Below are 24702 nucleotides of genomic sequence, written 5' to 3'. Positions count from 1 at the left end.
TACCTTTACGGGACGCATCATGACCGCACCCACCCTGATTGCGCTGATCTCGCAAAAAGGCGGATCGGGCAAGACCACGGTGGCCATGCAGCTTGCCGCCGGCCTCGCGCTGGAGGGCTATCGTGTGGCGCTGGCCGACCTCGATCCGCAGGAGAGTGCCTCGCGCTGGGCAGCGTCGGCACCACCCGAGGCACCCTTTGCGGCCGAAGTGCTGCGCCTCAAGGGCAGCGCCGCCGAGATGACCAAGGCGCTGCGCCCGGTGGCCAACAAGGTCGATATCGTCGTGATGGACTGCCCGCCGTCGATCGAGCATCCGCACACGATGAGCGCGCTGGACCTGTGCGATTTCGCGCTCGTGCCGGTGGTGCCGAGTCCGACCGACCTGTGGGCGACGCGCGGCATCGAGCGCCTGATCCTCGACCGCCAGCAGCGGCGCCCGAAGCTGCGCGGCGCCCTGCTGCCCAATCGTGTGATGCGCACGGCGCTGGCGGGCGACGTGCTCGACGTGCTGCAGGATTTCAGCCTGCCGGTGCTGAATGCCGCGCTGTCGCAGCGCAGCGCCTATGCCTTGAGCGCGGTGCGCGGGACCTCCGTCTTCGGCCTCGGCCGGGCGGCTGCGGCGGCACAGGAAGAGGTCGGGCAACTCGTCTCGGCCGTACTCAAATTGATCGAGGAATGACCATGAGCACCGCCAGCGGGACGAAATCGAAATTGCGCGAAACCCTCAAGCAGGAAGACGCTGCGCTGGCGCAACGCAGCCGCACGGCGCGCACGGCGCGCACGGCGGTGACCGCGGCGAAGCCAGCGGCGGGCGCTGCGGCCGCTACGACTGCCGAGGCGTCCGTCAGCGCGCCCGCGGCGGCGGACGTGATTGCGCCGGTGCTGCCGCCGCCCAAGCCGGCCGCTGCACGGACGACCGCCCGCCCCGCAGTGCCGAAGGTCAAGGCCGGTCCTGCCCCTGCCGAAGCCGGGAAGGCGACGGAAAAGCCTGCCGAGAAGCCCGCCGACAAGGCTGCCGAGGCGGAACGCAAGGACAAGCACGAGAAGGTGGAGCGCGACTCTTTCTCGATGCCGGCCAGCGAGCACAAGCGCATCAAGGCGCTGCGCGAAGCCCTGGGCAAGGACGGCGTGCTCGCCAGCAAGTCCGAGGTGCTGCGCGCCGGGCTCGCGCTGCTCGCCGAGCAGGACGTCGCCGAGGTTGCGCGCCTGGTTGGCGCGCTGCCCAGGGTGGCCAAGGGCAAGCGCGCCAGGAAGCACTGAGTGCGGTGGCTCCGCGCTGTCGGCGGGCAGGAGTCGGCGGTCTTGTCCGCGTTTTGACATGGAAGCTTCATCTTGCGGTGAAGTTCGCTTTCTATACTTGGGTGCATATTGCGTTGCAGCAGTATGCGTCCGAACGCTGAGCCCCCAGGCTTGGCGGGGACGCCCGAACCGTCACTTCCGGAGTGCCAAGATGAAAGCGAAAGCCCCTGCCGCCGAATTCCTTGCCGCCAACGAGGCGAGCATGGATGCCATTCACGCCCTCGCCGCCGAAGGTCTCGAGCATGCGGGACGCGTCGCCGCGCTCAACATCGCGACGGCTCGTGCCGCGACCGCCGACGGTGCCCGCCAGGCGCAGGCCATGCTCGGCGCCGATGACGTAGCTGCGCTGCAGAAGCTGCAGTCCGACGGCCTCGAGCCGCAGATTGCGCTGGCGGTTGCCTACGTCCGCGACATCGGTGAGATCGCGACGGATGCGCACCAGCAGTTCATCGAGATCACCCAGGCCTGGATCGGCCGCATCAAGACGAGCCTGGACAGCGCGGTGAGCGAGGTGTCGAGTTCGGCGTCGGCCGGCTCGGAAGCCCTGTTCGCCGCGCTCGAGTCGGCATCCGGGGTGGCGTCCGAGCTCTACGACAAGGTGAGCGAGTCCCGCGTGCAGGGGCTCGCCGCGCCTGTAGAGGGGGAGGCTGAGGCCGAGTCGGTGCAGAAGGCTGCGCGCCGGTCGGCACGCGCCACGCGTACGCCCGCGACTGGGAGCGAAGCCGGCGAAGCGGTGATCTCCGACGGCGAAAACTGAGTTCGCTTGAGGCTGACCTGACCCCCGTGGGCGGTCGTCCCCCTTTATGGCCGGGTCAGTCCTCGCTCGTGCCCCAGCGCCGTGCAAAGCGGTCGTGGGCGCGTGCCGCCTGCGCCTTGCGATCGCCCTTGAGGCGCCCGAGCTGGCGCTGGATCTGCTCCACGCTGCTGGCGGTGGCGACGATGAGTTCGGTCTGCAGCAGGTCGCCGTAGAGCGTGGATAGCGCGGCGTTCGCCATCGCCAGGCGCTCGCGCAGGCATTCGAGCTCTTCCCGCAGCTCGGCGTTGGTCGCCCACATCTGACTGTAGGACGGCACGCCTTCAGTCTCGAGCGTGGCATCGATCTCGTCCATGCGGGCCGAAATCTGTACTGGATTCTTCTGCGTCATCGTCGTCTCCTCGAACGCGCGGCGCGGGCCGGCCATGGGGCAGCCCTGACGGGGCACGAACGGTTCAGCGCTTCTTGCTGGTGGATTTGCCCTTACCCTTGCTGCCGGCCTTCTTTTCTTTCTTGCGTCTCGCTTTCTTGTCCTTTGCGCGGGCGGCGGGCGAGAGGGTGTCGACCAGCTCCTTCACCTCGGCAACGCCCTGTGCGGCGAGGGCAGCGAGGCCAGCGCGTACGAGTTCGGACTTGCTCGGACGCCGTCCCACGGCCTTGAGCTCGTCACCGAGGGTGCCGAGCCGGCGGCGGTCGCTGGCGGCGAGCTTGAAGCGCTCGTGCTTGCGTTTTTCGGGCTTGGCTTGCGCGGCAGTCTTGGCCGGCACGGTGGGTACTGCCGGAGCGGGTGCGGCGCTCGCCGACGCGACCGGGGGCTGGGTACCTGTCTCCGCGGTTGCGGGCGTCACCGAGGTGTCCGCGGTCGCGGCGGGCGCTGCCGTTTCAGGCTGTGTCGTGGGGGGCGGGCTAGCCTCGGGCAGGCGTTCCTCGAGCGCGGCATCTTCCTGCTTGAGTGTCGCGCGCAGGGCGCTCCGGGTCTTGGTGCTCACCGCTTTCTCCTCGGTTTTAAAGGTAATACTTTATTATTATTTGATCCGCGCCTGGGCGCAAGCGCCTCGTCGTGCCCTTCGGTGTGTCGATGCGATCGGTCAGGGGCGGTGGGCGCCGGGACGTTGGCGGCGCGCAAGACTGCTCCAGCGCGCATGCAGCGTCTCGAGGTTGCGGCTGTGGGTGACGATCATCACCTCGTCGCCGCGGCGCAGGCGGGTCTCGGGTTCGGGCAGCGTGAAGTGCTCGTCGCGATAGAAGAACATCACCCGGCTGTCCTCGGGAAGCTCGAGTTCTGCGATCGGCTTTTCGTCCTCCTCGCGGGCGACGAAGGAGAAGACGCGCGCCTCGCCCTTGATCAGCGCGATGATTTCGAGATGGTCGCGTCCTTCGAACAGATCAGCCAGATAGCGGGCGATGGTGCGTGATGGAATCACGATGTCTTCCAGGCCGAGCTCCAGGCTCAGATGCTCGAATTCCGGGTCGTCGATGCGGGTGACCACGCGCGCAAAACCGAGGGAGCGTCCGGCCAGGCTGGCGAGGATGTTGGTCTGGTCGTTTCCGGTCAGGCAGAACAGCACGTCGGTGAGCTTCGGGTCGGCCTCGCGCAGCAGGGCCGGTGTGCTGCCGTCGCCGTGGAGGAAGCCACAATCGAGCTCGGCGGACAGCTCCTCGATGCGCACCTTGTCGCGATCGATGACCACGACCTCATGCCCGCGCTTGAGCAGGCGGCGCGCGGTGGTGACCGACAGGGCACCTGCCCCCACGAATACGGCTCTCATGCGGCCTCCGCGCGTTTTCCGAACCAGGTTCCGGGATACAGCACCACCAGCAGGGCGAAGATCTCCACCCGCCCGGCCAGCATGTCGAAGCATAGTACGAGCTTGAGCAGCGGCTCCAGCGCCGGGCGTGCGATGCCGGTCGACAGGCCGACCGTGGCGGTGGCCGAGACGACCTCGAACAGCGCGTCGATACCCGGGTAGCCGTGGGCCACGAATGCGAGCCAGGACAGGAAGACCACCAGCGCGTAGAGCAGGATCACGAGCAGGGCGCGCAACAGGTCGTCGGCGTCGAGCCGCCGGCCCCCCAGGCGGGGTTCGATCACTGCGTGGCTCGGCGCCGCAGCGCGCACCAGCACGAGCTGGAGCACGCGCAGCAGGAGCAGCAGGCGCAGCAGCTTGAAGCCGCCGGCAGTCGAGCCCACGCTGCCGCCGACAAGCATGGAGGCGACCAGCGTGAGCTTGGAGGCGTCGTCGAGCGCAGCCACCGGGGCGACGGCAAAGCCGGTGGTGCTCTGCGCACTCATCGCCAGCAGCAGGGCGCGGGCAAGCGCAGGCATCGTCTCGCCCTCGCCCGCGGGCATCCACAGCCACAGCAGGCCGACGGTGAGCGCGGTGGCAACGAGCAGCAGGCGCAGTTCGGAGTCCCGTGCGAGGGTGAGCGGCCCCCGCCACATGCCATCTCGCCAGGCGCGGTGGTACAACGGGAGCGCGACCGCGCCGAGCAGCGCAAAGGCGAGCACCACGCCTGCCGGGCCCGTGCCCCAGTGGCCGAGGCTGTCGTCGAAGCTGGAGAAGCCGCCGGTCGACACCGCCGCAAGCGCATGGACCAGCGCGCTGAAGCCGTCGCCGGTGGCGAGCCAGATTGCCCCCAGCGCGGCCAGGGTCAGCGCCACATATACGGCGAGGATGCGGCGCGCGTATTGCCAGGTGCTCGATACCAGGGTCTCGCCGACCGCCTCGGTCTCCATCAGCTTGCGGGCGAACAGGCCGTTGTGCATGAACAACGCCAGCGACAGCACGACGATGCCCAGACCGCCATACCACTGCAGCCAGGCGCGCGCGAACAGGAAAGTGCGCGGCTTGTCCTCAACCGTCTCCAGCGTGCCGAGCCCGGTGGTGGTGATGCCCGAGACCGCTTCGAAGAGTCCGTCGAGCCAGCCCTGTCCGCCGAGCATGGCGAGCGGCAGGCTCATCGCCAGCGCACCGAGGACGAAGGACAGCACGACGATGGCGAAGGCTTCGTTGAGCTGCAGGCGCTGCGGGGCGTCCAGGCGCGCGAGGGGCAGGCACCCCGCCACAAGCAGGACGACCGGCGCGGCGAGGATGGGGGCGAGTGCCGCCTCGCCGAACACGAGGCTGGCGAGCAGCGGTACCGCATCGAGCGCGGCGAGCACCAGGCCGAGCACCCCCAGGTACTTCAGCAGGACTGGCCACCGCACTGCGTGGCGCAGGGTTCCTATTTGTCCGTTGGCCATGGCGCCGGTGTCCGTCGTCGGCCCGCTGGCGCGGGCTCGACGGCAGTATATCGGTGCATGGCATGGAGCGCGGGATGCGCCCTGAGCGGCAGCCGGTCAGCGCATTTCGAACAATTCCTGGTGGAAGCGTCCGGCCTCGAGCCCGCGCGCGCCGAAGGCCTCGCGCAGGGCCTGGCCGAAGCCGGCCGGGCCGCAGAACCACACGCCTGCGCGCGCCCACTCGGGCACCGTGCTGCAGATGCGTTCGGCGTCGAGGCGGCCGTCGCGCTGGGTCACCAGCACGTGCAGCTTCACCCGCGCCTGGGCGGCGAGCTCGCGCAGGCGGGCGATGAAGCCTTCGTCCGGCGCGGCGGTGCTGTAGAACAGATCGACCGGCTTGTCGCCGTCCTGCTGCGCCAGCGCCTGCAGGCGGGCGATGAAGGGGGTGATGCCGATGCCGCCCGCGACCCAGATCTGCTGCGGCTGCGGGCTGGCGAAGTCGAAGCGGCCGTACGGGCCTTCCACCCGCACCGCATCGCCGACCTTGAGCGTGCCGGGGAGCGTGCGGGTGTAGTCGCCGAGCGGCTTGATCATGAAGCGCATGCGCCCGTCCCCCTGCCAGGCAGACGAAATCGTGAACGGATGCGGGCCTTCGCGCTCGTCGAAGGTGACGAAGGCGAACTGGCCGGCGTCATGGCCGGGCCAGGTCGAAGCCAGGCGAAGGCCGACTTCCAGCACCTGATTGCCGGGGTGCTGCACCACGGTCTCGATGCTGCCTTCGGCGCGGTGCGTGCGACCGATACGGCCGGCCAGCGACAGCACCGCAGCGTAGCTGCCGGCGGCCATCAGCATGCCCATCAGGATGCCGACCGGGCTGGTCCAGTAGGTGAAGGGCAGCAGCACCACGCCGTGCACCACCAGCGCCAGATACACAGCAGCCATCACGCGGTGGCTCTGCAGGAAGCGGCGATACGGAAAGCGCTTGATGAGCGCGATCGCAGCGAGCACGACGAAAGCGTAGAAGGCCCACTCGCCGATGGTCTCGGCCAGGCCGCGCTGTTCCTGGAAGAAGCGGAAGAGCTCTACCGTCTGTTCGGGGCGCGGGCCGCGGGCCGGCTTTTCCAGCCAGCCCCAGCCCACCGCCCATTTCGTGCCCTTGGCCCACAGCCAGTGCACCACGCCGAGCGACAGGCCGGCGATGCCCAGCCACTTGTGCAGCCGATAGGCCTTGTCCATGCCGCCGAAGAGCGGTTCGAGCGCCACCGGACGCAGGGCGAGGATCATGGCGATGCTCATGACGCCCATGGCCAGCACGCCGGTGTAATTGACCGCGATGGCGCGCACCGCGAAGTAGGTGCTGCCCTCCACCACGAGCGGATCGGCCCACCACCACAGCAGGCTGAGGCCAGCGAGGATGAAGACGAGTGCGAGTTTGATTTTTTTCATGATGATCTCCTGCGAGCAGCCGGCGTAGCGGGCGCCGGTCCATCTGGCAGAGATTGTGCAACACAGCACCCGTCTGCCTTGTACCGGCGTGTATGGGGCGCCGGCGCAGGAGTTTTCGGCGGTTCATGGCGCCTTCCGGCTGGTCAGCGCAGCGGTGCGGCTATAGACTCGCGGGCGAACGTCAAACGGCCGCAAGCCCGCGGCCTCGAACGGCAATCCGAACATGCTCCAGCACTCCGCTTCCTTCCCCGCCTGGCTCCAGCACGACATGGAGCAGGTCAATGCCCTCATCCGCCGCCAGTTCGACAGCGAGGTGGTGCTGATCCGCCAGGTCGTCGAGTTCATCCTGCACGGCGACGAGCGCGTGCGTCCTGCGCTGGTGCTGGCGGCGGCACGTGCGCTGAACCACACCGGCGATCGCCATTACGCGCTGGCGGCGGCGGTCGAGCTGATCCACGTCTCGCTCGCCCTGCATGATGGCGTCACCGAGGCCAGCGGCGGCGGCGCCGATGCGCACAGCGACGGTGCGCTGTTCGGCAATGCCGGCAACATCCTGCTCGGCGACCTGCTCTATACCGGCGCGTTCCGCATGATCGTGGATCTGAACGACATGGACGTCATGCGCGAGCTGTCGGACGCGACCAACGTGATCGCCGAGGGCGAGGTGATGTATCGCGCAGCACGTACCGCCCCGGTGCGCGATGCCCAACCCCATCTGGATATCGTGAGCCGCCGCCGGGCCAAGCTGTTCGAGGCCGGCGCGCAATGCATGGCGATCCTGCACCGCGCAGCGCCGGAGGTGTGCGAGGCCTTTGCGCGCTTCGGCCAGCACGTCGGGATGGCGCATGCGCTGCGCACCGAGGCGGAAGACGGCGTGAAGTACGGCATCGACGATGCCGGCGCGCGCGCGGCGCGCGAACTGGAGGCCGCGCGCGCGGCGATCGCCGCGCTCGACGCCGGGGCGGTGGCAGAGCCGGAACGGCTCGCGGTGTTCATGTAAGCACGGCTGGGATCAGGCGTTGCTGCCGCGGGAGGCATCGGTCCTGTGGGAGCGGCCGCACATCGGCGGCCCCTTCCCTCATGCGGCGCCTTCTTCAGGCGAGCCCTTCCTCAGGCGGCGCGGCACTCGTTGGCGAGCGGCTTTTGCGTGCGGCCATCGAGCAGCAGGCCTTTCCACGGCAGATCGATCCACACCAGGCCGCTCGCGGCGTCCTCGAAGCGCGGCAGGCCCGAATACGAGGGGTCGCGTTCGAGCTGGTACTGGCCGCCGTTCCAGGCGAGCTGGATGCGGTGATTGACCGCGTTGGCCATTTCGCGCTGCAACTGCAGGCGTTCGCCGCGCTCGCAGCGGTAGTCCCCGCTGGGCAGCGCGAACTCGAACTGGCCGGCCTGCTCGCTGATGCCGCCGCCGGTGGCGACCGTGGGTGGCTGCAGGGCGCAGGCGGACAGGCCCAGCGCCATCGCGGCGGCGGTCAGTGCAGGCAGGGCGGTGCGCATCATTTGAGCTCCAGCAGGCTGTCGTCCCACTTTTCGTGCTTGTGCAGGCCGACCAGGTTGGCGACCGTGGCGGCGATGTTCGACAGGCCGGCGGTTTCCGCCCGCTTCAGGCCCAGCCGGCCGCCGCTGACGTTGTCGTACAGGATCAGCGGCACCGGGTTGAGCGTGTGCGCGGTCTTGGCCTTGTAGCTGCCGTCCTTGTGCAGCGCCGGCTGCCTGGTCTTCTTGTCGAGCTCGAACATTTCATCGGCGTTGCCGTGGTCGGCGGTGATCAGCGCCACCCCGCCGGCAGCGTCGATCGCCGGCAGCAGGCGCGCGAGCGCCAGGTCCACCGCCTCGATCGCCATGGTTGCCGCGCGGAAGTTGCCGGTGTGGCCGACCATGTCGCCGTTGGCGTAGTTGCAGCGCAGCACCTTGTACTGGCCGGATTGCAGCGCAGCGATCATCGCGTCGGTGATCTCGGCGGCCTTCATCCACGGGCGCTGCTCGAAGGGCACGACGTCGCTGGGGACTTCCTGCCAGGTCTCGCCGTCGAACTTGTTCGAGCGGTTGCCGTTCCAGAAGTAGGTGACGTGGCCGAACTTCTGCGTCTCGGAGCAGGCGAACTGCGCCAGCCCCGACCTGCTGAACCACTCGCTGGAGGTGTCCCTGATCGCCGGCGGGGCGACCAGGAAGCGCTTGGGCAGCTGCAGGTCGCCGTCGTACTGCAGCATGCCGGCGTAGGTGACCTGCGGATGGCGCACGCGGTCGAACTTGTCGAAATCATCCTCGACGAAGGCGCGCGTGATCTCGATCGCGCGGTCGCCGCGGAAGTTGTAGAACACCACCGAGTCGCCGTCCTCGATGGTGCCGATCGGCTTGCCCCGGCCTGTTTCGTCAAACTCGGCGATGACGAACTCCGGGAGGTCCTGGTCGATGGTGCCGGGGTGCATTGCGCGCAGGCCGTGCACCGCCGCGGTGGCGTTGGCGAACTGCGGGCCTTCGCCGAGCACGTGGGTGCGCCAGCCGCGCGCCACCATCGGCCAGTTGGCGTCGTAGCGGTCCATGGTGATGGCCTGGCGGCCGCCGCCGGAGGCGATGCGGGCGTCGAAGCCATCGGTGCTGATGTCCTGCAGGAAGGCCTCGAAGGGCACGACGTAGTCGAGCGCGCTGGTCTCGGGCACGTCGCGGCCGTCGAGCAGCGCATGGATGCGCACCGTGGCCACGCCCTCCGCCTTCGCGCGCACGACCATCGCCTTGAGGTGGTCGATGTGGCTGTGCACGTTGCCGTCGGAGAACAGGCCGATGAAGTGGATCACCCCCGCTTTTCCGTTCGCGCCCGCCTTGGCGCCGGCGACGATCTGCTGCCACGCCTCGCCCTGCCAGATCGCGCCTTCGGTGATCGCGTCGGCGACCAGCGCCGCGCCCTGCGCATACACCTGGCCCGCGCCGATGGCGTTGTGGCCGACCTCGGAGTTGCCCATGTCGTCGTCGGAGGGCATGCCGACCGCGGTGCCGTGGGCGCGCAGCGTGATGTTGGGGTAGTTGGCGAACAGGCGGTCGAGCGTGGGCTTGCGCGCGGCATCGATCGCGCTGCCGACCTCGTGCTTCGGAATGCCATAGCCGTCCATGACGACGACGACGACGGGACCTTTGACGCCCGCGAAGGCGGGGAATTTCTGCAGCATGGTCGCTTCCTGAAGGAGAAATCCGGGGGCCGGCGGGGCAGACGGGCTGCGGGCCGGCTAAGCCGATATTTTCCTTCAAATCAGCGGCGAATTTTCATGCGCTTTATTTATCGGCGTAATGGTTTGTATCGGGTTTGTATCGCCGCGGCTAGCCACCCCACAGCGCCTCGCCGCCGGCGTCCCGGTAAACCAGATAGGCGCGCAGGTCGAACTCGTACTGGTGGTAGTCCGGCGCCATGTGCAGGCAGAGCTGGTAGAAGGCCTTGTCGTGATCGCGCACGCGCAGATGCGCGAGTTCGTGCACCACGATCATGCGCAGGAATTCCTCCGGCACCGCGCGAAACAGCGTGGCGATGTGGATCTCGCGCTTGGCCTGCAGGCGCGCGCCCTGCACGCGCGAGATGGCGGTGTGGGTGCCGAGCGCGTTACGGATCACGTGCAGGGTGTTGTCGAAGCGCACCTTGCCGAGCGGCGGCGCGCTGCGCAGGTATTCGGCCTTGAGCGCCTGCACGTAGTCGTAGAGCGCGCCGTCCGAGCGCACCGCGTGGGCCCGCGGATAGCGCCGCCGCAGCGCGTCGCCGAAGCGGCCCTGCTCGATGAGCGCGAGTACCTGCTGGCGCAGATGCTCGGGGTAGCCGGCGAGGTAGGCGGGCGAAGGGCGGGGTTGCATGGCGCTGCGGTGGCGCTGCGATGGTGTTCAGGGACCGTGTTCGGGGCTCAGTCCTGCGCCGGGCGGCGCTGTTGCGCCTCGGACCACAGCGCGCGGCCGAAGACTTTCCACACCGGTCCGCCATGGCTTTCCAGGCCGACGCCGGCGCTCTCTTCCATCGTGCGCAGCATCAGGCTGGCGAGGCCGAACAGCGTGACCTTCGCGCCCAGTTGCTGGTCGTCCGGGTTGGCTGCAGCCTGGTGGATCCTGTCCTGCGAGTGCTCCAGGGCTTCGCGCGCCAGTTCGCGCACCTGCGCCTCGTTGGACCAGTCGATGCCGAGCGCAACGCCCATGCGTTCGATCTCGTGTTCGATCTTGCGCGTGGCTTCCTCGTAGTTTTCAAATCCAGCCATGGCGGCTCCCTGGATGTGTGACGTTCATTTGCGGACGTGGCGTCACGGTGTTGGCTTCAAGGCGTTCGGGCGCATCGCTTACACGCGCAGCAGCAGCACCTTCAGCGGCGGGTTGTCGTCGCGACTGGGGAAGTCCGCCTCCGGGGTGATCCATTCGGCCTCACGTACCGGACGGCCCGCCTTGCGTGCGCTGCGCTCGAGCTGCTCGAGCCAGTCCTCCCGGCGCACGCGGGCGACGTTGTTGCAGCAGATCAGGGTGCCGCCTTCCTCGGTGGCGAGCAGTGCGGGCTTGAACAGCGCGGCGTAGTCATGCACCAGATCGACGACGCCGAAGGGACTCTTGGCGTAGCGCGGCGGGTCGAGGAAGACGAGGTCGAAGCGGTGCGGCGCCAGCTCGGGGAAGGGCGGCAGGTGCTTGCCGCGCACCATCTTCGGCTGGCCGATGCCGGCGAACTGGCGCAGGGCGGCGAAGGCATCCGACTTGACGAAGCGCAGCCGGATCGGCAGCTCGTTGAGGCGGGCATTGTCCTTGCCGACCGCGAGGCTGGACTCGGCGAAGTCGACATTGACCACGTGACGCGCGCCGGCCTTGGCCGCGGCGACACCGACGCCGCAGGTGTAGGCGAACACGTTGAGCAGGGACTTGCCTTCGGCTTCCTGCATCACGCGGCGGCGCGCGGCGCGCAGGTCGAGGAACAGCCAGGGGTCCTGGCCTGCGTGGCGGGCCTGGAAGCGGTAGCGCACGCCGAGCTCGGAAAATTCGGAAGGCTGCTCGGCGACGGCCTGCTGCTCGGGTGGGAGCGTGTTGGCGATGCGCGAGTTCTTGCCGCTGCGGTCGTTCCACACCAGCGGCAGGCCGGGCAGGGCTGCGGCGTAGAAGGCCTCGAGCTCGGCCAGTTGCTCGACGGTCAGCGGACGATGAAAGGTCTGCGCCAGCAGTACGGCGCCGTAGCGGTCCACCGTGATGCCGGGCGCGCCTTCGACGGTGCCGTGAAAGAGGCGCCAGGCATCGGTGTGCTCGGCAGCAAGCTGCGCGATCAGGGGGGCTCGGGCGGCGAGCGCGGCCGCGAGCAGGTCGGTGAGGGAGGAAGACATGGCGGTTCCGACGCGGGGCGCAACAGTATGCCCGAAGCGCGCGCGAAGCCCTCATGTTGTGATGAACGTGCCGCACGTTATCGCTTGTCCTGCGCCGCCGGCGGTGCGGCCAGCGGGCGGCGGTCGTCCTGCTCGGGCAGGTAGGTCAGGACCCGATCGCAGTTGCCCGGCAGCGTCGCGTTGTCGGCCCCGTTGGCGCAGTCCTGTGCGCTCGGTCTGACGCACAGGAACTTGCGGTAGGTGTCTGCACGGACACGCGCGGCGCACGCCGCGCTGTCCCAGCCCGCGGTCAGGCAGGGGTCGGCGGGCAGCGGCGCGAGCACGCTGCGCGCGCGCGCCTTGCCGGCGGCGACGACCGCCCCGCGGGTGCCGGCGCGGGCGGGCTCGAAGCGCAGTTCTGCCGCGTACTGGCGACCGAGCTCGTAGTAGGCGGAGAACAGCGAATGGCTCGAGTTCAGCGTCATGAAGATGAAGTCGTGCTGGGGGAAGTGCGGGTAGCCGTCGGCGTTGCAGGTGTTTACGCGCAGGAAGGCGAGCGGCGTGCAGGTGAGCGCAGCGCCCTGCCCCGCCGCGGCGGTCGGGGCGCAGTCGGTGATCGCCCCCGCCTCGACCGCGGCGACGCTGCCGTCGGCCAGCACCGCGGGCGCATGCGGCAGCAGCTCGGCGAAGCGGCCGCAGATGGCGCGCCTGCGTGCGTAGTCGGCGGCCTCGCCTTGCAGGCGGGCGGTGTGGCGGTCGAGGTCGAGCTGCTGCGCCACGGCCTCGACATCGATGGCCGGCTTGATCACGTACAGGCTGGCGATCAGGCGCGCGGCGGCGGGGTCGGCGTCGTGGCTTTCGGGAAAATCGCAGTGCCCGAGCGCGGCGCTGACCTCGGCGCCCGCGGGCAGGCGCACCACGCAGGCGCGCACGAAGGGACGATCCCAGCGGAACAGGTCGTAGCCGTGGACCTTGCGCAGGTAGTGGTCGCCGGGCAGGCGGGCGTCGCATTCGGGGCCGGGCTCGAGGCCGGGTTCTAGGCCGAGGCGCCGGCATTTGAGGCGGGCGACCGCGGATGCGCCCCAGGTGCGCTCTTCGGCGCGGCCGAGCTCGAGGTTGCACACCTTGTCGAGATCCAGCAGCTCGGGCGCCTCGAGGCGGTAGGTGCCGTCGAGCTCGAGCTGGTTCTTGAGCCGGCACAGCGAGGGGAAGCGGCCCTCGCGGTCCATCGTGCTCGCCGACACCACGATGTGGCGCACGCCGCGGCGCAGCTGCGCGAGCATGCCGATGTTGTCGGTGTTGCCGCCGTCGCTGAGGTGGATGTAGGGCGCGCCGTCTCGACCCGAAGTGAAGGTGTAGAACGGCCACGGCACCAGCCGATGGGTGGCGCGGCGGCTGTCGGCGAGGTTGAAGTTCTCGAGCTCGGTGCCCCAGTCGAGGTTGAACAGGTGCAGGAACAGGCTGGCGAAGAGCCGCAGCGGCGCCTCGCCGATCAGGCGCTGCTCGTCGTCGAGGAAGGCGGCCGAGGCCCCGACCGCGTCCATCATCGCCATCGGCGGCGGCACGTTGGCGTAGCCGAAATGGCCGGAGCCGTGGCCGATCGGGCTGAGCTCGAACTGGTGGCGCAGGGAATCGCGCTCGGGGGTGCGCACCCAGTTGTCGAGGTGGCGGCCGGTGGAGGCGGTGGTGTTGGCCACCCACAGCGGCATGCGCCGGCAAGTCGTCTCGTCTGGCGGGCATTCGGCGCGGGCGCGCTCGTAGCTCGCGCGCAGGTCGGCCATCGTGCGCGTCGCACGACGTGCGCTGAAGGCTTCGCCCGGGGCCAGGGCCTGGTCGGCGGCCCAGTCCTGCGGGTCGTACCCGTAGGCGCGCTCGATGCCCTGGCGGTAGGCCTCGCGTGAGGGCGAGAAGTTCTCGGGCCAGTCGAACAGGCTGTGGGTGATGTGGTGCGCGCTGCCGACCACGCCCAGACCGTCGATGCCGAGCGGCCACACGGTGGCGACATGGCCGGCGGCGAGCGCGCCGATGCTGCCGGCGCTGTTCAGGTATTCCAGCCGGTCGCCACTGCCGCGCAGGCTGCCGGTGGCGGCGACCAGGTCCTGCCAGAAGCCGAGATGACGCTGGTAGCGGTATGCGCCGTCCTCGCCGATGGCGTAGGTGCCGCTGCAGAAGGGCAGGCCGGACGCGAGCGCGGGGGTGAAGTAGCCGCGGTAGCCGTGCGGGATGCAACTGCGGAACCAGTCCGCGGGTGTGCTTTCCGGCTGCCCGCGATCCGGCGCAAAGCGGTCGTGCACGCGGCTGATGTAGAAATACGCGGCGTAGGAACCACCCGACACCGAGCTCAGCACGTCGACCTGGCGCAGCAGGCCGGCGTCCTCCAGCCCGGCGAGCACGCCGAGCGCGAACGGCGCCGACTTGCTGCCGCCGCCTTCGAGCGACACGCCCAGCTCGGGGCGGCTGGTGTTGGTGCAGGCGCCGTCGAGGCAGCGGAAGTAGCGCTGGAGGGCGGCGTCCGGCGCCGCGCCGCGACGACAGGGGTGGCTCTCCGGGTAGGTGCCGACCGCGCTCCACAGCGCTGCGTCCCATAGTTCGAGGTAGCAGGCCGGCGGCTGGGTACCGCGCAGCGTGACCGCGTCGGCATGGCTGGGAAAGACGTGGGCGACGCAGCCGGTGTCGTGCGCGCCAGCGCACGCGGGCAGCGGGTAAGTCGCGCTCGCGCCGGCCGCGGACGACTCGGCGGCAGAGGCGTTCGCCGCCGCGAGCAGCAGGATCGCCGCGGCGGTGACCGCGATCAGCCGCGGCTGCGGTGTCCGCGCCGCGCAGGCCGCAATGGTCCCTGTGCCGCCCTTCGGCCCGTCGATCGCCATGTCGCCCTCTCCCTGGCCTGGCGCACGGACGACGCGGTGGCGTCTGGCATCCGTGCATACCTGATGACTAGACGTTCGTCATGCGCAAGTCAAACCCGGGTCGGGCGGGCAGGTCATGCGGCCGCGTGCCGCGTAAACAAAAACCTTACGCCCACGGAAAATCCTGGCTATTCGGCGCGAGCATGGCCCCATAAGATTTGTGCACTGCAAGAGGCGCACGAGCCGGATCACTGGCGGGCGGCCTCCCCCGGAAATTGAAAGGAGTTCTCATCATGCAAGCCCCCAAGATTCTGCCCTGGGTTGCGCGCAAGGCCGGCATCACCGAAGTCGAGGCGCTCGATGCCTGGCAGCACGCGCTGGCCGAGGCCGCGGTGCGCGCTGGCGCGCGCAGCGGCGCAACCTTCCATCGCGTTGCGTTCGATCGCTTCGTCGCCCTGACCCAGGCGCGCTGAGCGCAAAGCTTTTCTTGTCTCCCTCCTCCACTTCAACGTGGTTCATGCCCGCAGCTTGCGGGCATTTTTTTGATATTTTTCCCGGCAGATCAGGCGTTCGGCTCCTGCTCGACCGAGTTCATGATGCGCTTGAGCGCCGGATCGTCGCTGGCCACGCACGCCCGGGTGGCGTCCTCGAAGCAGTCGATGAACAACTGGCCGGCCGCGCCGAGCGTGTCGTTGCGGCGGACGATGATGCTGGTGCGCATTGCGGGCAGCGGGTCACGAATCGGCAAGGCCTGCACGCGACCGCGCAGGAGCGGGGTTTCGAGCAGCGGCCAGGGGCAGATGGTGAGCATGTCGCCGACTGCCAGCATGCTGATCGCCACCAGCGCCGAGCGCGCGTAATGCACACGGTGCGGCGGCGGCGCGATGCCGTAGGGGGCGAGCAGATTGACCAGCGGCTCGTCCTGCCCTGCGCCGAGCATGGTCAGCACCCAGTCCTGGTCGACGAGCTCCGCGAGCGAAGTGGCGCCGGCAAACGGGTGGCCGAGGCGGCCGACGACGGCAAGATCGCAGCGGAACAGGTCGCGGGTGTAGAAGATCGACGCCTCCTGGCGTGGTGGCGGGATCGCGATCACCAGGTCGAGGGTGCCGTCGCGCAGCAGCGGATGGACCGTGCCCACCGCCTCGGTGACGTCCAGATGCACGTCCGGACGCAAGGCGTGGAAGCGGGCCAGGGCGTGGGGCAGGATGGACTGCGCGACCCAGGGCGTGACCCCGATCGTCAGCGTGCCCCCGGTCGCGCCGCGGATTTGCGCGATCTCGGCTTCGGCGCGGCTGACCTGGCCGAGGATCAGGCGGGCGTGGATGAGGAACTGTCGTCCGGCGTAGCTCAGCACCGCGCCGTGCGACTCGCGCGTGAGCAGTGGGGTCCCCATCGCCGTTTCGAGTTCGCGCAGGGCCTGGCTGACGGCCGCGGCCGACACCCCGAGCGCGGTGGCGGCCGCGCGCACGCTGCCCTTGTCGGCCACGGCGAGGAAATAGCGCAACTGGTTGATCTTCATCGGTGCCGACGGTCCGGTGGCGGGCTGAAGCGGTTCATGATTGCGGCCGGCGCGGCATCAGCCGGCGCAGCGGCCTCGGCGAGCAGCAGGGTGAGTGGAGTGATGAAGATCACCGCGAGCCCGTAGTGGCGCACCACCAGGGTCTCGATGGTGAACGCGAGCGCGATCACCAGCAGCGCGATCCGCCACGGATCGAGCGGCAGGCTGAGCAGGCCCCAGGCGAGCAGCATGCCGGCGGCGGTGCCGAGCACGCGCTGGAGCTGGCGGTTCCACACCGCGCGCAGCGACACGCCCTGGATCACCGCGAGGCAGCTCACCGGCACCCAGTACGGGCGGTCGAGCTGCAGCGCCTGCGCGATCGCAAGCGACAGGCCGACGAAGGCGCCGATCATCACCGCGTCGAAGACGACGAAGTCGAAGGTGGGCGGCGGCAGCGGCGCCACCGGCTCGGGCGCCTGCAGGTGCAGGATGTTCAGGCTGTAAAGGAAGGCGATCGCGCTGGCGAGCAGGGCGCCCATGGTCAGCAGGCCGACGCGCAGCGGGATCTGCCAGCGCCGGGTGCTGGGACTGAAGGTGGTGAGGTGGCGCCATTCGGCGCGTACCAGGTCGCGGGCGCGCTGCAGCGGGGAGCGAGTCGTCATGCGGTTCTGCCAGTCGTAGCGCCGATGTTTAGCACAGTGCCGGGTGCTGCGGGGACGATTCTCGGGTGTCGGTGCGCGGCTCGCCTGCAGCCGATTCCGCGCCGTGCGCAAACTCCGTCCGGCTCAGCCGCCGTGCTGCGCTGCCTCGTGGCCGAGCAGCGCCAGCTTGCGCTCGCTGCCCCAGCGGTAGTCGCCAACCTCGCCGCCTGCGCGGATCACGCGGTGGCAGGGGATCAGGTAGCCGATGGTGTTGGCCGCGATCGCGCTGCCGACGGTGCGCGGTGCGCGCGGCATGCCGAGCGCGCGCGCGAGTTGCGCGTACGACAGCACCTGGCCGGGCTCGATGCGGATCAGCGCCTCCCACACCTTGATCTGGAAGTTGGTGCCGCGCAGCACCAGATGCACGCTGCCGCGCGTGGGGGTGCGCGGGAAGATCTGCTGCATCAGGGCGTGGGCCTGCCTGTCGTCGCGCGCCAGCGTGGCAGCGGGCCACAGGCTGCGCAGTTCGGCGAGCATTGCCGCATCGTCTGCGCTGCGAAAGGCGAAGTGGCATACGCCGCGCGCGGTCCATGCCACCAGGGCGTCGCCGAAGGGCGTGGGCGCTACGCCGTGGCCGATGTCGATGCCGCGCGCGGCGGCCTTGATCTCGCCGGGCGTCATCGCCTCGCAGCTCACCATCAGGTCGTGCAGCCGGCTCGGGCTGCCGAGGCCGGCGGACAGGGTGATGTCGAGCAGGCTCGCGGACTGCGCCAGTTGCTGGCGGGCGTATTCCTTGGTCAGGTACTGCAGGAAGCGCTTGGGCGAGATGCCGGCCCATTCCGCGAACACGCGCTGCAGATGCGCCGCGCTGAGGTGAACCGCTGCGGCGACCTCGTCCAGCCCGGGCTGGCTGCGCGCGTGGGCGCGGATGAAGGCGATCGCGCGGGCGACGGTGGTGTAGTGGCGCGCTGCGGTTTCGTCGGCGGACATGCTCGGGACTCCGGTTCGAGGCGGGGCGGGGTGCGCGGATGGTCGGTGCCCTGCCCCATGCGCAAGGATTTCGGACGCTGAAGCGCACGCCTGCGAGACCCTGCCCCACAGGCGCAAGGGTTCTGACGGCGGGGCTCAGGTCTGGCTCGGGTCCAGTATGGCGCCGCCGCGTGCGTGATCAATCCGTTTCTTGCGGACCTGGCGCGCGTAGCCCTGGCTGGCGAAGCCGTTCAGAACGGCACCGGGCTGTCGAACTGCAGCGCCACCCGGGTGCGCGGATGGATGAAGGCGATGCGGGCGGCGTGCAGTTGCATCCGGGCGAAGGTGGCGGCGGTGGCGGGATCCGGCGGGGTATAGAGCGGGTCGCCGACGATCGGGTGGCCGATCGCCAGCAGATGCACGCGCAACTGGTGGGCGCGGCCGGTGACGGGTTTGAGAGCGACGCGGGTGGTGGCATCGGCGCCCGCTCCGAGGCGGTCCAGCACCTGATAGCGCGTCAGCGCGCGCCGGCCGCGCAGCGGATCGACGATCTGGCGCGGGCGATTGTCGGCGTCCTCGCGCAGCGCCAGGTCGATCTCGCCGGTGTCGTGCGCGATGTGGCCATGCACGACCGCCACGTACTGCTTGCCGACCACGCGCTGCTCGAAGGCGAGGCTCATGCGGCGCAGCATCTCGAGGCCGCGCGCGAACAGCACCAGGCCGGAGGTGGCCGCGTCGAGCCGGTGCACGATGAGCGCGTCCGCGTGCAACGTCTGCACGCGCGCCTCCAGACAATCCTGACGGTCCTCGCCGCGGGCGGGCACGGAGAGCAGGCCGGCAGGCTTGTCGACGACGAGGAGGTCGTCGTCGAGGTAGAGGACGGAGGGAGTGAAGGCGGGCATGGGTCAGTGCGGACCTTGAATGGCCAGCGCAAGACAATGCACCCCTGTGCGTGCGCGGGCAACTGGCGTGGAGGTAGATGATTGATGGAGCGTTCGTCCGGCGCCATCGGTTCGTTATGCGGGCCGGCGAACTCGGCGCGCGAACGAGGGTCCAGTTTTGCATCCGGCAGTTCCTGACCACCCCGCTTCGCCGAAGGAGACCCCCGCCCTTGAAGACCTGGCTGCAGCGCCTGTTCGACGTTCGCCGCGACGAAGTGCTGCCGGTGTGCCTGGCGGTGCTGTTCTTCTTCTGCGTGCTGGTGGCGCTGATGATCCTGCGTCCGGCGCGCGAGGCGCTCGGGCTGCGCGGTGGTATCGACGCGGTGCGCTGGCTGTTCATGGGCACGGCGCTGGTGGCGCTGCTGGTCAATCCACTGTTCGGCTGGCTGGTGAGCCGGCTGCCGCGGCTGCAGTTCATCGCGGCGACCTATGCGTTCTTCGCCTGCAGCCTGGTCGGTTTTCATCTGCTGCTGGTGCTGACGCCCGCGGCGGTGGGCGTGGTGAGCGGGCAGGTTTTCTATGTGTGGTTCAGCGTCTTCAACCTGTTCGCGACCATGGTGTTCTGGGCGCTGATGGCCGACCGCTTCACGCTCGAGCAGGGCAAGCGCTTCTTCGGCCTGATCGCGGTCGGCGGCACGCTGGGGGCGATCGCCGGGCCGTGGCTGGCCTCGCAACTGGCGGCGCCGCTGGGCACGCCGGCGCTGCTGCTGGTGTCGGCCGGGTTTCTCGCCGCGGGCTTGGCGGCGGCGTGGGGGATTGCGCGCGTCCGCCCACCGCCGCTTGCGCAGGTGCCGGGTGAGGCGGTACCGGGCGAGGGGGTGCCGGGTGAAAGGGTGCCTGGTGATGGGGCGCCCGGTGAGGCGGCGCCCACGATCGACGGGCGCGCGCCGATCGGCGGCAGTGCCTGGGCGGGCGTGCGCGCAGTGTTCGCCTCGCGCTACCTGCTGGGGATGGCCGCCTACGTGGTGATCCTGGCGGTGATGGCGACCTTCCTCTACTTCACCCGGCTGCAGATGGTGGCCGAGTTGGGCGATGGCCTCGATCTGCGCACCACGATGTTCGCCCGCATCGACCTGATCACCCAGATCGCCACCCTGCTGCTGCAGGCGCTGGTGGCCGGGCGGCTGATGCAGCGCGTGGGCGTGCCGCTGACGCTGGCGCTGCTGCCGCTGACCACCGCGCTCGGCTTCGTCGGCCTGGCGATGGTGGGCTCGCTGGCGGCGCTGGTCGCCTTCGAGGCGGCCTTCCGCGCGGTGCAGCGGGCGCTGATGCGGCCGGCGCGCGAGACGCTGTTCACCGTGCTGCCGCGCGAGGACAAGTACAAGGCCAAGGCCTTCATCGACACTTTCGTCTATCGCGGCGGCGACGTGGTCGGTGCGCAGCTCGAAGGCCTGCTGGGGCGCCTGGGCATGGGGCTGGCCGCGCTCGCCAGCGTAGCCGTGCCGCTGGCAGTGCTGTGGGCTGCGCTCGCGCTGTGGCTGGGGCGCACCCAGCAGCGCATGGCGGCGCAGCTTCCGATGAGCAAGGAACACCCAGCCCACACAGGAGGAAGCCGACATGATTTCCCGCCGTGACTACCTGAAGCTGTGTCTCGCCACCGGCGTGACGCTGAGCCTGAAGAGCGCACCGTCGTGGGCCGCAGGCCAGGCCGGCGCGCCGAACGCGGACAGAAAGCTGGAACTGATCACCCGCGCCATTCCGTCGTCCGGCGAGCGTCTGCCAGCAGTCGGCCTCGGCAGCTCGGCGACCTTCGCCGAGGTCGCGCGTAGCGCGGACGTCGCGGCCGTGCGCGAGGTGATGCAGGCGCTGATCGAGCATGGCGGCCGGGTGTTCGACACCGCGCCGGCCTACGGCGCGTCGGAGGCGGTGGCCGGGCGCATCGCGGGCGAGCTCGGCATCACCGACAGACTGTTCTGGGCCACCAAGCTCAACGTAGCCGGCTGGGGAGGCGGGCGTGCCGACCCGGCGGCCGCGCGGACGCAGCTCGAGAGCTCGTTCCAGCGCCTGGGTAAGCCAGTGCTCGACCTCATCCAGGTGCATAACCTCGGCGACGTGCCCACCCAGCTCGGCCTGCTCAAGGCGCTGCGCGCCGAGAAGCGTGTGCGCTACATCGGCGTCACCACCACCGTCGCGCGCCAGTACGCGCAGCTCGAGCAGATCCTCGCGCGCGAGCCGATCGACTTCATCGGCATCGACTACGCGCTCGACAACCGGACGATGGAAGAACGCATCCTGCCGCTGGCGCAGGAGCGCGGCGTGGGCGTGCTGGTCTATGCGCCGTTTGGCCGCACCCGGCTGTGGGAGCGCGTGCGCGGCCAGGCGCTGCCGGCGTGGGCGGCGGAGTTCGACGCGCACTCGTGGGCGCAGTTCTTCCTCAAGTTCGTGCTCGCGCACCCGGCCGTCACCGTGGCCACGCCCGCCACCAGCAAGGCGCGCCACATGATCGACAATCTGGGCGGCGCGCTCGGGGCGCTGCCGGATGCGGACCTGCGGCGGCGGATGATCGAGTGGGTCGAGGGGCTGTGAGCTTCGACTGAGGCAGCGGCGTCCGTGCGCGGGCGGCAGTCATTGCGCGGCGGTCGGGGGTGTGCGTATCGGGTCGAGATGGGGGTTCAACGGGGCGACGTGCGGCGTACGTCAATCTGCGTGTCGTTGAGCACGCGGCGCGTGTGCGTTGCTCATGGGCTCCTTACCCTGCGCGCAGCGAGTCGAATCCGACGTAGCCCGAGACGAAGCGCCGCTTGCCTTCGCGCAGAAAGCGCGCGTAATCCCAATCCCCTTCACCCAGCCGGGCGGCGAGTTCGGCGCGGAAGATGTAGGTCCATGCGCGCGCGAGTGTTCCGTCGGCAAGCGCGACCTCGACGACCCGACGCTCGTACTCCTCGCCCTCGAAGCGGTCCAGCCGCGGCCACGCCGCCGGCGGCAGGTCGAGGTAGAGCACGCCGTGCACCTGATGACCGGCGCGGGCGACCATGCCGGGATACTCCGCGCCGATCACTGGGTGGCGGCAGTAGCCGTCGAGCGTGGCGCTGCAATGCGCGGCGCGGACACCGGTGACCGCGCTCATGATGTCCTCGCTCATCAGAGAGCCATAGGTGAAGCAGGCGGTGGGGTCGGTGTTGTGCATGGTGCGCGTTGGATGCGAATGCGGTGCGGCAATTGTATTCACGTGGCAGCACGAGGTCCGCGATGGAGGGGTTCCGTCACACGGCAAGATCCGCCGGCCACAGGAAATACGGGCCGAACTTCGGACTCATGCGGAATTCGCCGCCGGCTGCCTTGCCTGCGGCGGTGATGTAGGTCTTCTCATCGCGCAACTCCAGCAGTCCACAGGCGATCAGGCGTTCGTTCAGCTCCGCGGTCTTCACGCCGAGTGCCTTGGCAAGTTTCGAGGTAGTCAGTTTGCTTGGGCTGGGGCTGGGATCCGCGGTCGTCTCGGTCGCGGAGGTTTCGGCCTCGGGTGCTGCGAGTGGCAAGGGTGACTCGGCGGTGTCCAGGGGCGGCGTGCTGGCTGGCGGGAGCGGGGTCGGGGTCGGGCACAGCATCTGCTCGGTGATCCCGAATCTCGCACGGTAGTTCGGCACGAGCGGTCGGTGCAGCGCCGCGAGCTGGCGGGCGATCGCGGTCAGCGTATCGACGCCGACGACCTTGGCCATCAACAGCGGTGATCCGGAGTCGATGTTCTTGTTGATCCAGCGCTCGAGATGGTCCGACTTGACCACGCGGTTTGTGTCGAACTTTTCCGGTCGCCCGATGCGCGCGTTCTTCGATACCAGCACCAGAGACTCGAAGCTCGGCTGCAGGCGGATGCCCAGTCGTGTGGGCATGTCGAGCGTCTTGAAGACATCCTGCAGCACCGCGATGTGGCGATCGTTCTGCTCGAGAGGCGAGGGAATGCCGCGCGGCTTGCCGGCGAACCAGATCGAGAATTCGCCCTGCTCGTTGATCGAAACCCCTTCGCTGAAGTGCTTGGTCTCGAGCACATAGACCTCGAGCAGGCGATTGAGGATCAGATGGTCGATCTGCGCGACGCGGCCGTTGTGCTCGATGCGCAGGTCGTGGATGACGATGCGGTTCTTGCTTGCGCCGCTATAGAAGTCGATGTCGTAAGCGGATTCGCGCTCGCCCTTGATGCCGGCGCGGAGGATCTTCAGCTCGCGCTCGAGGTGCTGTTTGGTTGCAGCGGGAAGGCCTGGGGCGGCGAGGTAGCTCTCCAACTCGGCGAGTTGTGGGGCCTTCGTGTCGGCTTCTTTGAGGATCATGGGCGGGGGTGGATCAAGCCCTTGCTGGAGCGTCGGGATGATCATTGGATTGCATTCGAGGAAATTCGAATGTTATCCGACTACCTGGGTGCCGGCCGTGACGTGGAGCGCGGATGTGATGCGACGCGATTCAGGCGGCGGAGCGCTGTGCCGCCCACCACACCGACATCGGCACCGCGTACAGCCCCGCCCCGAAAGCCACGCACTCCCGCCCGGTGTAAAGCACGACGCCGCGCTGGAAGCGTTCGGGTTCGGTTTCCTGCAGGTGGCGCAGGCCCTTGAAATCCTTGCCGTCCACCGTGGCGGCGGCCTTCACTTCGATGCCGGTGAGCTTGCCGTGGCGGTCTTCGAGCAGGAAGTCGACCTCGATGCCAGTCTGCGTGCGGTAGTGCCACAGCGACAGGCCACGGGCAGAAAAGGCGAGGTGCTTCGGCAGTTCGGCGCAGACGAAGGTCTCGACCAGGTCGCCGGGCAGGCCGGGGGCGGTGGCGAGGGTGTCGGCGGTGTGGCCGGTGAGGTGGGCGAGCAGGCCGGAGTCGGGAAGGAAGACCTTGGGCGCCTTGACCAGGCGCTTGGCGGGGTTGCGCTCCCAGGCGGGCAGGCGGTGGATGAGGAACAGCGTCTCGAGCAGGGTGAAGTAGCGCTTGAGCGTGGTCTGCGCGATGCCGCTGCTGCGCGCGAGCTCGGCGAAGTTGAGCAGGCTGGCGCTGCGATGGGCGAGGAGCTGGACGAGATTGGGCAGCTCGGTGAGCTGCTCGAGGTTGGCCAGTTCCCGCACGTCGCGCTGCAGCACGGCTTGCAGGTAGCTGTCGAACCAGGCCTGGCGGCGACGCGGGGTGTTGCGCGCGACCGCTTCCGGGAAGCCGCCGGCGAGCAGGGTGTCGATGAAGAAGTCGCGCTCGCACGGCGGCACGGGGCGGGTGGTGAGGTCGCCGTCGAAGAGCCACTCGGCGCGATTGAGTTGCGGGTCGCCGGCACGTTCGGCGCACGACAGCGGGGTGAGCGGCACGATCTCCATGCGCCCGGCGAGCGAATCGGCGAGCGCGGGCAGCAACATCACGTTGGCCGAGCCGGTGAGCAGGAAACGGCCGGCCGCCTGGCCGCGGGCGCGGTCACGATCGACCGCGGCCTTGATGGCGAGGAAGAGTTCCGGCGCGCGCTGGATCTCGTCGATGACCACCGGCCCGGCGAGCGCGGCGATGAATCCGGCCGGATCGGAGCGTGCTGCGGCCAGCGTGGTGTGGTCGTCCAGCGTGAGGTAGCGGCGCGGGGTGGCCTCGCGCAGTGATTGCGCGAGCGTGCTCTTGCCGGTCTGGCGGGCGCCATTGAGCAGCACGACGGGCGTGTCGGCCAGGGCTTCGAGCAGCAACGGGGCGATGTGGCGGTCGTACATGAGTACGACTTTAGCGCGGCAGGTAGATGAAAATCAACCATTGAGTGGTTGAAAATCATCCACTCAATGGACGATTTTCAACCACTCGAAGCGCAGCCAGGCGGGTGAAGATGGCCTGCATCGGCCCGCT

Annotated in this window: 25 protein-coding genes; 7 read left to right on the top strand and 18 right to left on the bottom strand. The window is 69.2% G+C overall.

The genetic code is table 11. The annotated features are described in order from the left end of the window. The first annotated feature begins 19 nt into the window (after positions 1 to 19). From parA to RBT54_RS15475, 3 genes are all read left to right on the top strand, one after another. Positions 20 to 679 carry a ParA family partition ATPase gene (parA, locus tag RBT54_RS15485; RefSeq protein WP_320367959.1) on the top strand — a complete coding sequence of 220 codons (660 nt, stop codon included), beginning with the start codon at positions 20 to 22 and terminating at the stop codon, positions 677 to 679. Between the two features lie 2 nt (positions 680 to 681). After that, positions 682 to 1260, top strand: a complete 579-nt coding sequence (locus RBT54_RS15480) for a hypothetical protein (RefSeq protein WP_320367958.1) — start codon at positions 682 to 684, stop codon at positions 1258 to 1260. A gap of 190 nt (positions 1261 to 1450) precedes the next feature. Continuing rightward, entirely contained in the window at positions 1451 to 2056 is a 606-nt protein-coding gene (locus RBT54_RS15475; RefSeq protein WP_320367957.1) for a phasin family protein, read from the top strand. A 55-nt stretch (positions 2057 to 2111) separates the two neighbouring features. Here the strand turns inward: RBT54_RS15475 and RBT54_RS15470 are convergent, their stop codons facing one another. From RBT54_RS15470 to RBT54_RS15450, 5 genes are all read right to left on the bottom strand, one after another. Next, a complete protein-coding gene (locus RBT54_RS15470; RefSeq protein WP_320367956.1) occupies positions 2112 to 2444 on the bottom strand; it encodes a hypothetical protein in 333 nt (110 codons plus the stop codon). A gap of 64 nt (positions 2445 to 2508) precedes the next feature. Next, the gene (locus RBT54_RS15465; RefSeq protein ID WP_320367955.1) at positions 2509 to 3042 is read right to left on the bottom strand and encodes a hypothetical protein; all 534 of its coding nucleotides are present in this window, start codon (positions 3040 to 3042) and stop codon (positions 2509 to 2511) included. A gap of 99 nt (positions 3043 to 3141) precedes the next feature. Then, a complete protein-coding gene (locus RBT54_RS15460; RefSeq protein WP_320367954.1) occupies positions 3142 to 3822 on the bottom strand; it encodes a TrkA family potassium uptake protein in 681 nt (226 codons plus the stop codon). After that, on the bottom strand, positions 3819 to 5297 hold the full coding sequence (locus tag RBT54_RS15455) for a TrkH family potassium uptake protein (RefSeq protein WP_320367953.1): 1479 nt from the start codon (positions 5295 to 5297) through the stop codon (positions 3819 to 3821). Before RBT54_RS15455 ends, RBT54_RS15460 begins: the two co-directional genes overlap by 4 nt. 96 nt (positions 5298 to 5393) lie before the next feature. Beyond that, on the bottom strand, positions 5394 to 6722 hold the full coding sequence (locus RBT54_RS15450) for a ferric reductase-like transmembrane domain-containing protein (RefSeq protein ID WP_320367952.1): 1329 nt from the start codon (positions 6720 to 6722) through the stop codon (positions 5394 to 5396). Positions 6723 to 6945: 223 nt separating this feature from the next. On the opposite strand from RBT54_RS15450, the gene RBT54_RS15445 reads away from it, so the two are divergent. Next, a complete protein-coding gene (locus RBT54_RS15445) occupies positions 6946 to 7722 on the top strand; it encodes a polyprenyl synthetase family protein (RefSeq protein WP_320367951.1) in 777 nt (258 codons plus the stop codon). Positions 7723 to 7832: 110 nt separating this feature from the next. Here the strand turns inward: RBT54_RS15445 and RBT54_RS15440 are convergent, their stop codons facing one another. The 6 genes from RBT54_RS15440 to RBT54_RS15415 form a co-directional block, all read right to left on the bottom strand. Beyond that, positions 7833 to 8222, bottom strand: coding sequence for a hypothetical protein (locus RBT54_RS15440; protein WP_320367950.1), 390 nt, complete (start codon positions 8220 to 8222; stop codon positions 7833 to 7835). Continuing rightward, positions 8219 to 9886: a 2,3-bisphosphoglycerate-independent phosphoglycerate mutase gene (gene gpmI, locus RBT54_RS15435; protein ID WP_320367949.1), complete on the bottom strand. Its 1668-nt coding sequence runs from the start codon at positions 9884 to 9886 to the stop codon at positions 8219 to 8221. The genes RBT54_RS15440 and gpmI overlap by 4 nt, the downstream gene beginning before the upstream one ends. 148 nt (positions 9887 to 10034) lie before the next feature. Further along, positions 10035 to 10556: a M48 family metallopeptidase gene (locus RBT54_RS15430; RefSeq protein ID WP_320367948.1), complete on the bottom strand. Its 522-nt coding sequence runs from the start codon at positions 10554 to 10556 to the stop codon at positions 10035 to 10037. A 47-nt stretch (positions 10557 to 10603) separates the two neighbouring features. Beyond that, complete coding sequence (locus RBT54_RS15425; RefSeq protein ID WP_320367947.1) at positions 10604 to 10948, bottom strand: hypothetical protein; 345 nt, start codon at positions 10946 to 10948, stop codon at positions 10604 to 10606. A 78-nt stretch (positions 10949 to 11026) separates the two neighbouring features. Continuing rightward, entirely contained in the window at positions 11027 to 12043 is a 1017-nt protein-coding gene (locus RBT54_RS15420) for a class I SAM-dependent rRNA methyltransferase (protein WP_320367946.1), read from the bottom strand. Between the two features lie 77 nt (positions 12044 to 12120). Further along, on the bottom strand, positions 12121 to 14889 hold the full coding sequence (locus RBT54_RS15415; protein ID WP_320367945.1) for a hypothetical protein: 2769 nt from the start codon (positions 14887 to 14889) through the stop codon (positions 12121 to 12123). Between the two features lie 272 nt (positions 14890 to 15161). On the opposite strand from RBT54_RS15415, the gene RBT54_RS15410 reads away from it, so the two are divergent. Further along, positions 15162 to 15341: a hypothetical protein gene (locus RBT54_RS15410; RefSeq protein WP_320367944.1), complete on the top strand. Its 180-nt coding sequence runs from the start codon at positions 15162 to 15164 to the stop codon at positions 15339 to 15341. A gap of 89 nt (positions 15342 to 15430) precedes the next feature. Here the strand turns inward: RBT54_RS15410 and RBT54_RS15405 are convergent, their stop codons facing one another. From RBT54_RS15405 to RBT54_RS15390, 4 genes are all read right to left on the bottom strand, one after another. Further along, positions 15431 to 16387, bottom strand: a complete 957-nt coding sequence (locus RBT54_RS15405; protein WP_320367943.1) for a LysR family transcriptional regulator — start codon at positions 16385 to 16387, stop codon at positions 15431 to 15433. Further along, positions 16384 to 17028 carry an FUSC family protein gene (locus tag RBT54_RS15400; RefSeq protein ID WP_320367942.1) on the bottom strand — a complete coding sequence of 215 codons (645 nt, stop codon included), beginning with the start codon at positions 17026 to 17028 and terminating at the stop codon, positions 16384 to 16386. Before RBT54_RS15400 ends, RBT54_RS15405 begins: the two co-directional genes overlap by 4 nt. A 123-nt stretch (positions 17029 to 17151) precedes the next feature. Next, complete coding sequence (locus RBT54_RS15395; protein WP_320367941.1) at positions 17152 to 17997, bottom strand: methylated-DNA--[protein]-cysteine S-methyltransferase; 846 nt, start codon at positions 17995 to 17997, stop codon at positions 17152 to 17154. Between the two features lie 230 nt (positions 17998 to 18227). Beyond that, positions 18228 to 18878: an RluA family pseudouridine synthase gene (locus RBT54_RS15390; protein WP_320367940.1), complete on the bottom strand. Its 651-nt coding sequence runs from the start codon at positions 18876 to 18878 to the stop codon at positions 18228 to 18230. 209 nt (positions 18879 to 19087) lie between these two features. Here RBT54_RS15390 and RBT54_RS15385 point away from each other — a divergent pair, with 209 nt between their 5' ends. After that, on the top strand, positions 19088 to 20491 hold the full coding sequence (locus RBT54_RS15385; RefSeq protein WP_320367939.1) for a hypothetical protein: 1404 nt from the start codon (positions 19088 to 19090) through the stop codon (positions 20489 to 20491). Beyond that, positions 20475 to 21443: an aldo/keto reductase gene (locus RBT54_RS15380; RefSeq protein ID WP_320367938.1), complete on the top strand. Its 969-nt coding sequence runs from the start codon at positions 20475 to 20477 to the stop codon at positions 21441 to 21443. The genes RBT54_RS15385 and RBT54_RS15380 overlap by 17 nt, the downstream gene beginning before the upstream one ends. Before the next feature lie 163 nt (positions 21444 to 21606). Here the strand turns inward: RBT54_RS15380 and RBT54_RS15375 are convergent, their stop codons facing one another. The 3 genes from RBT54_RS15375 to RBT54_RS15365 form a co-directional block, all read right to left on the bottom strand. Next, positions 21607 to 22044: a gamma-glutamylcyclotransferase family protein gene (locus RBT54_RS15375; RefSeq protein WP_320367937.1), complete on the bottom strand. Its 438-nt coding sequence runs from the start codon at positions 22042 to 22044 to the stop codon at positions 21607 to 21609. 76 nt (positions 22045 to 22120) lie between these two features. After that, a complete protein-coding gene (locus RBT54_RS15370; protein ID WP_320367936.1) occupies positions 22121 to 23179 on the bottom strand; it encodes a nuclease-related domain-containing protein in 1059 nt (352 codons plus the stop codon). A gap of 130 nt (positions 23180 to 23309) precedes the next feature. Continuing rightward, a complete protein-coding gene (locus RBT54_RS15365) occupies positions 23310 to 24572 on the bottom strand; it encodes an ATP-binding protein (protein ID WP_320367935.1) in 1263 nt (420 codons plus the stop codon). Positions 24573 to 24702 lie beyond the last annotated feature (130 nt).

The sequence above is a fragment of the Thauera sp. genome (assembly GCF_034003485.1).
Lineage (GTDB): Bacteria > Pseudomonadota > Gammaproteobacteria > Burkholderiales > Rhodocyclaceae > Thauera.
This window is presented reverse-complemented; position numbering and strand designations above follow the sequence as displayed.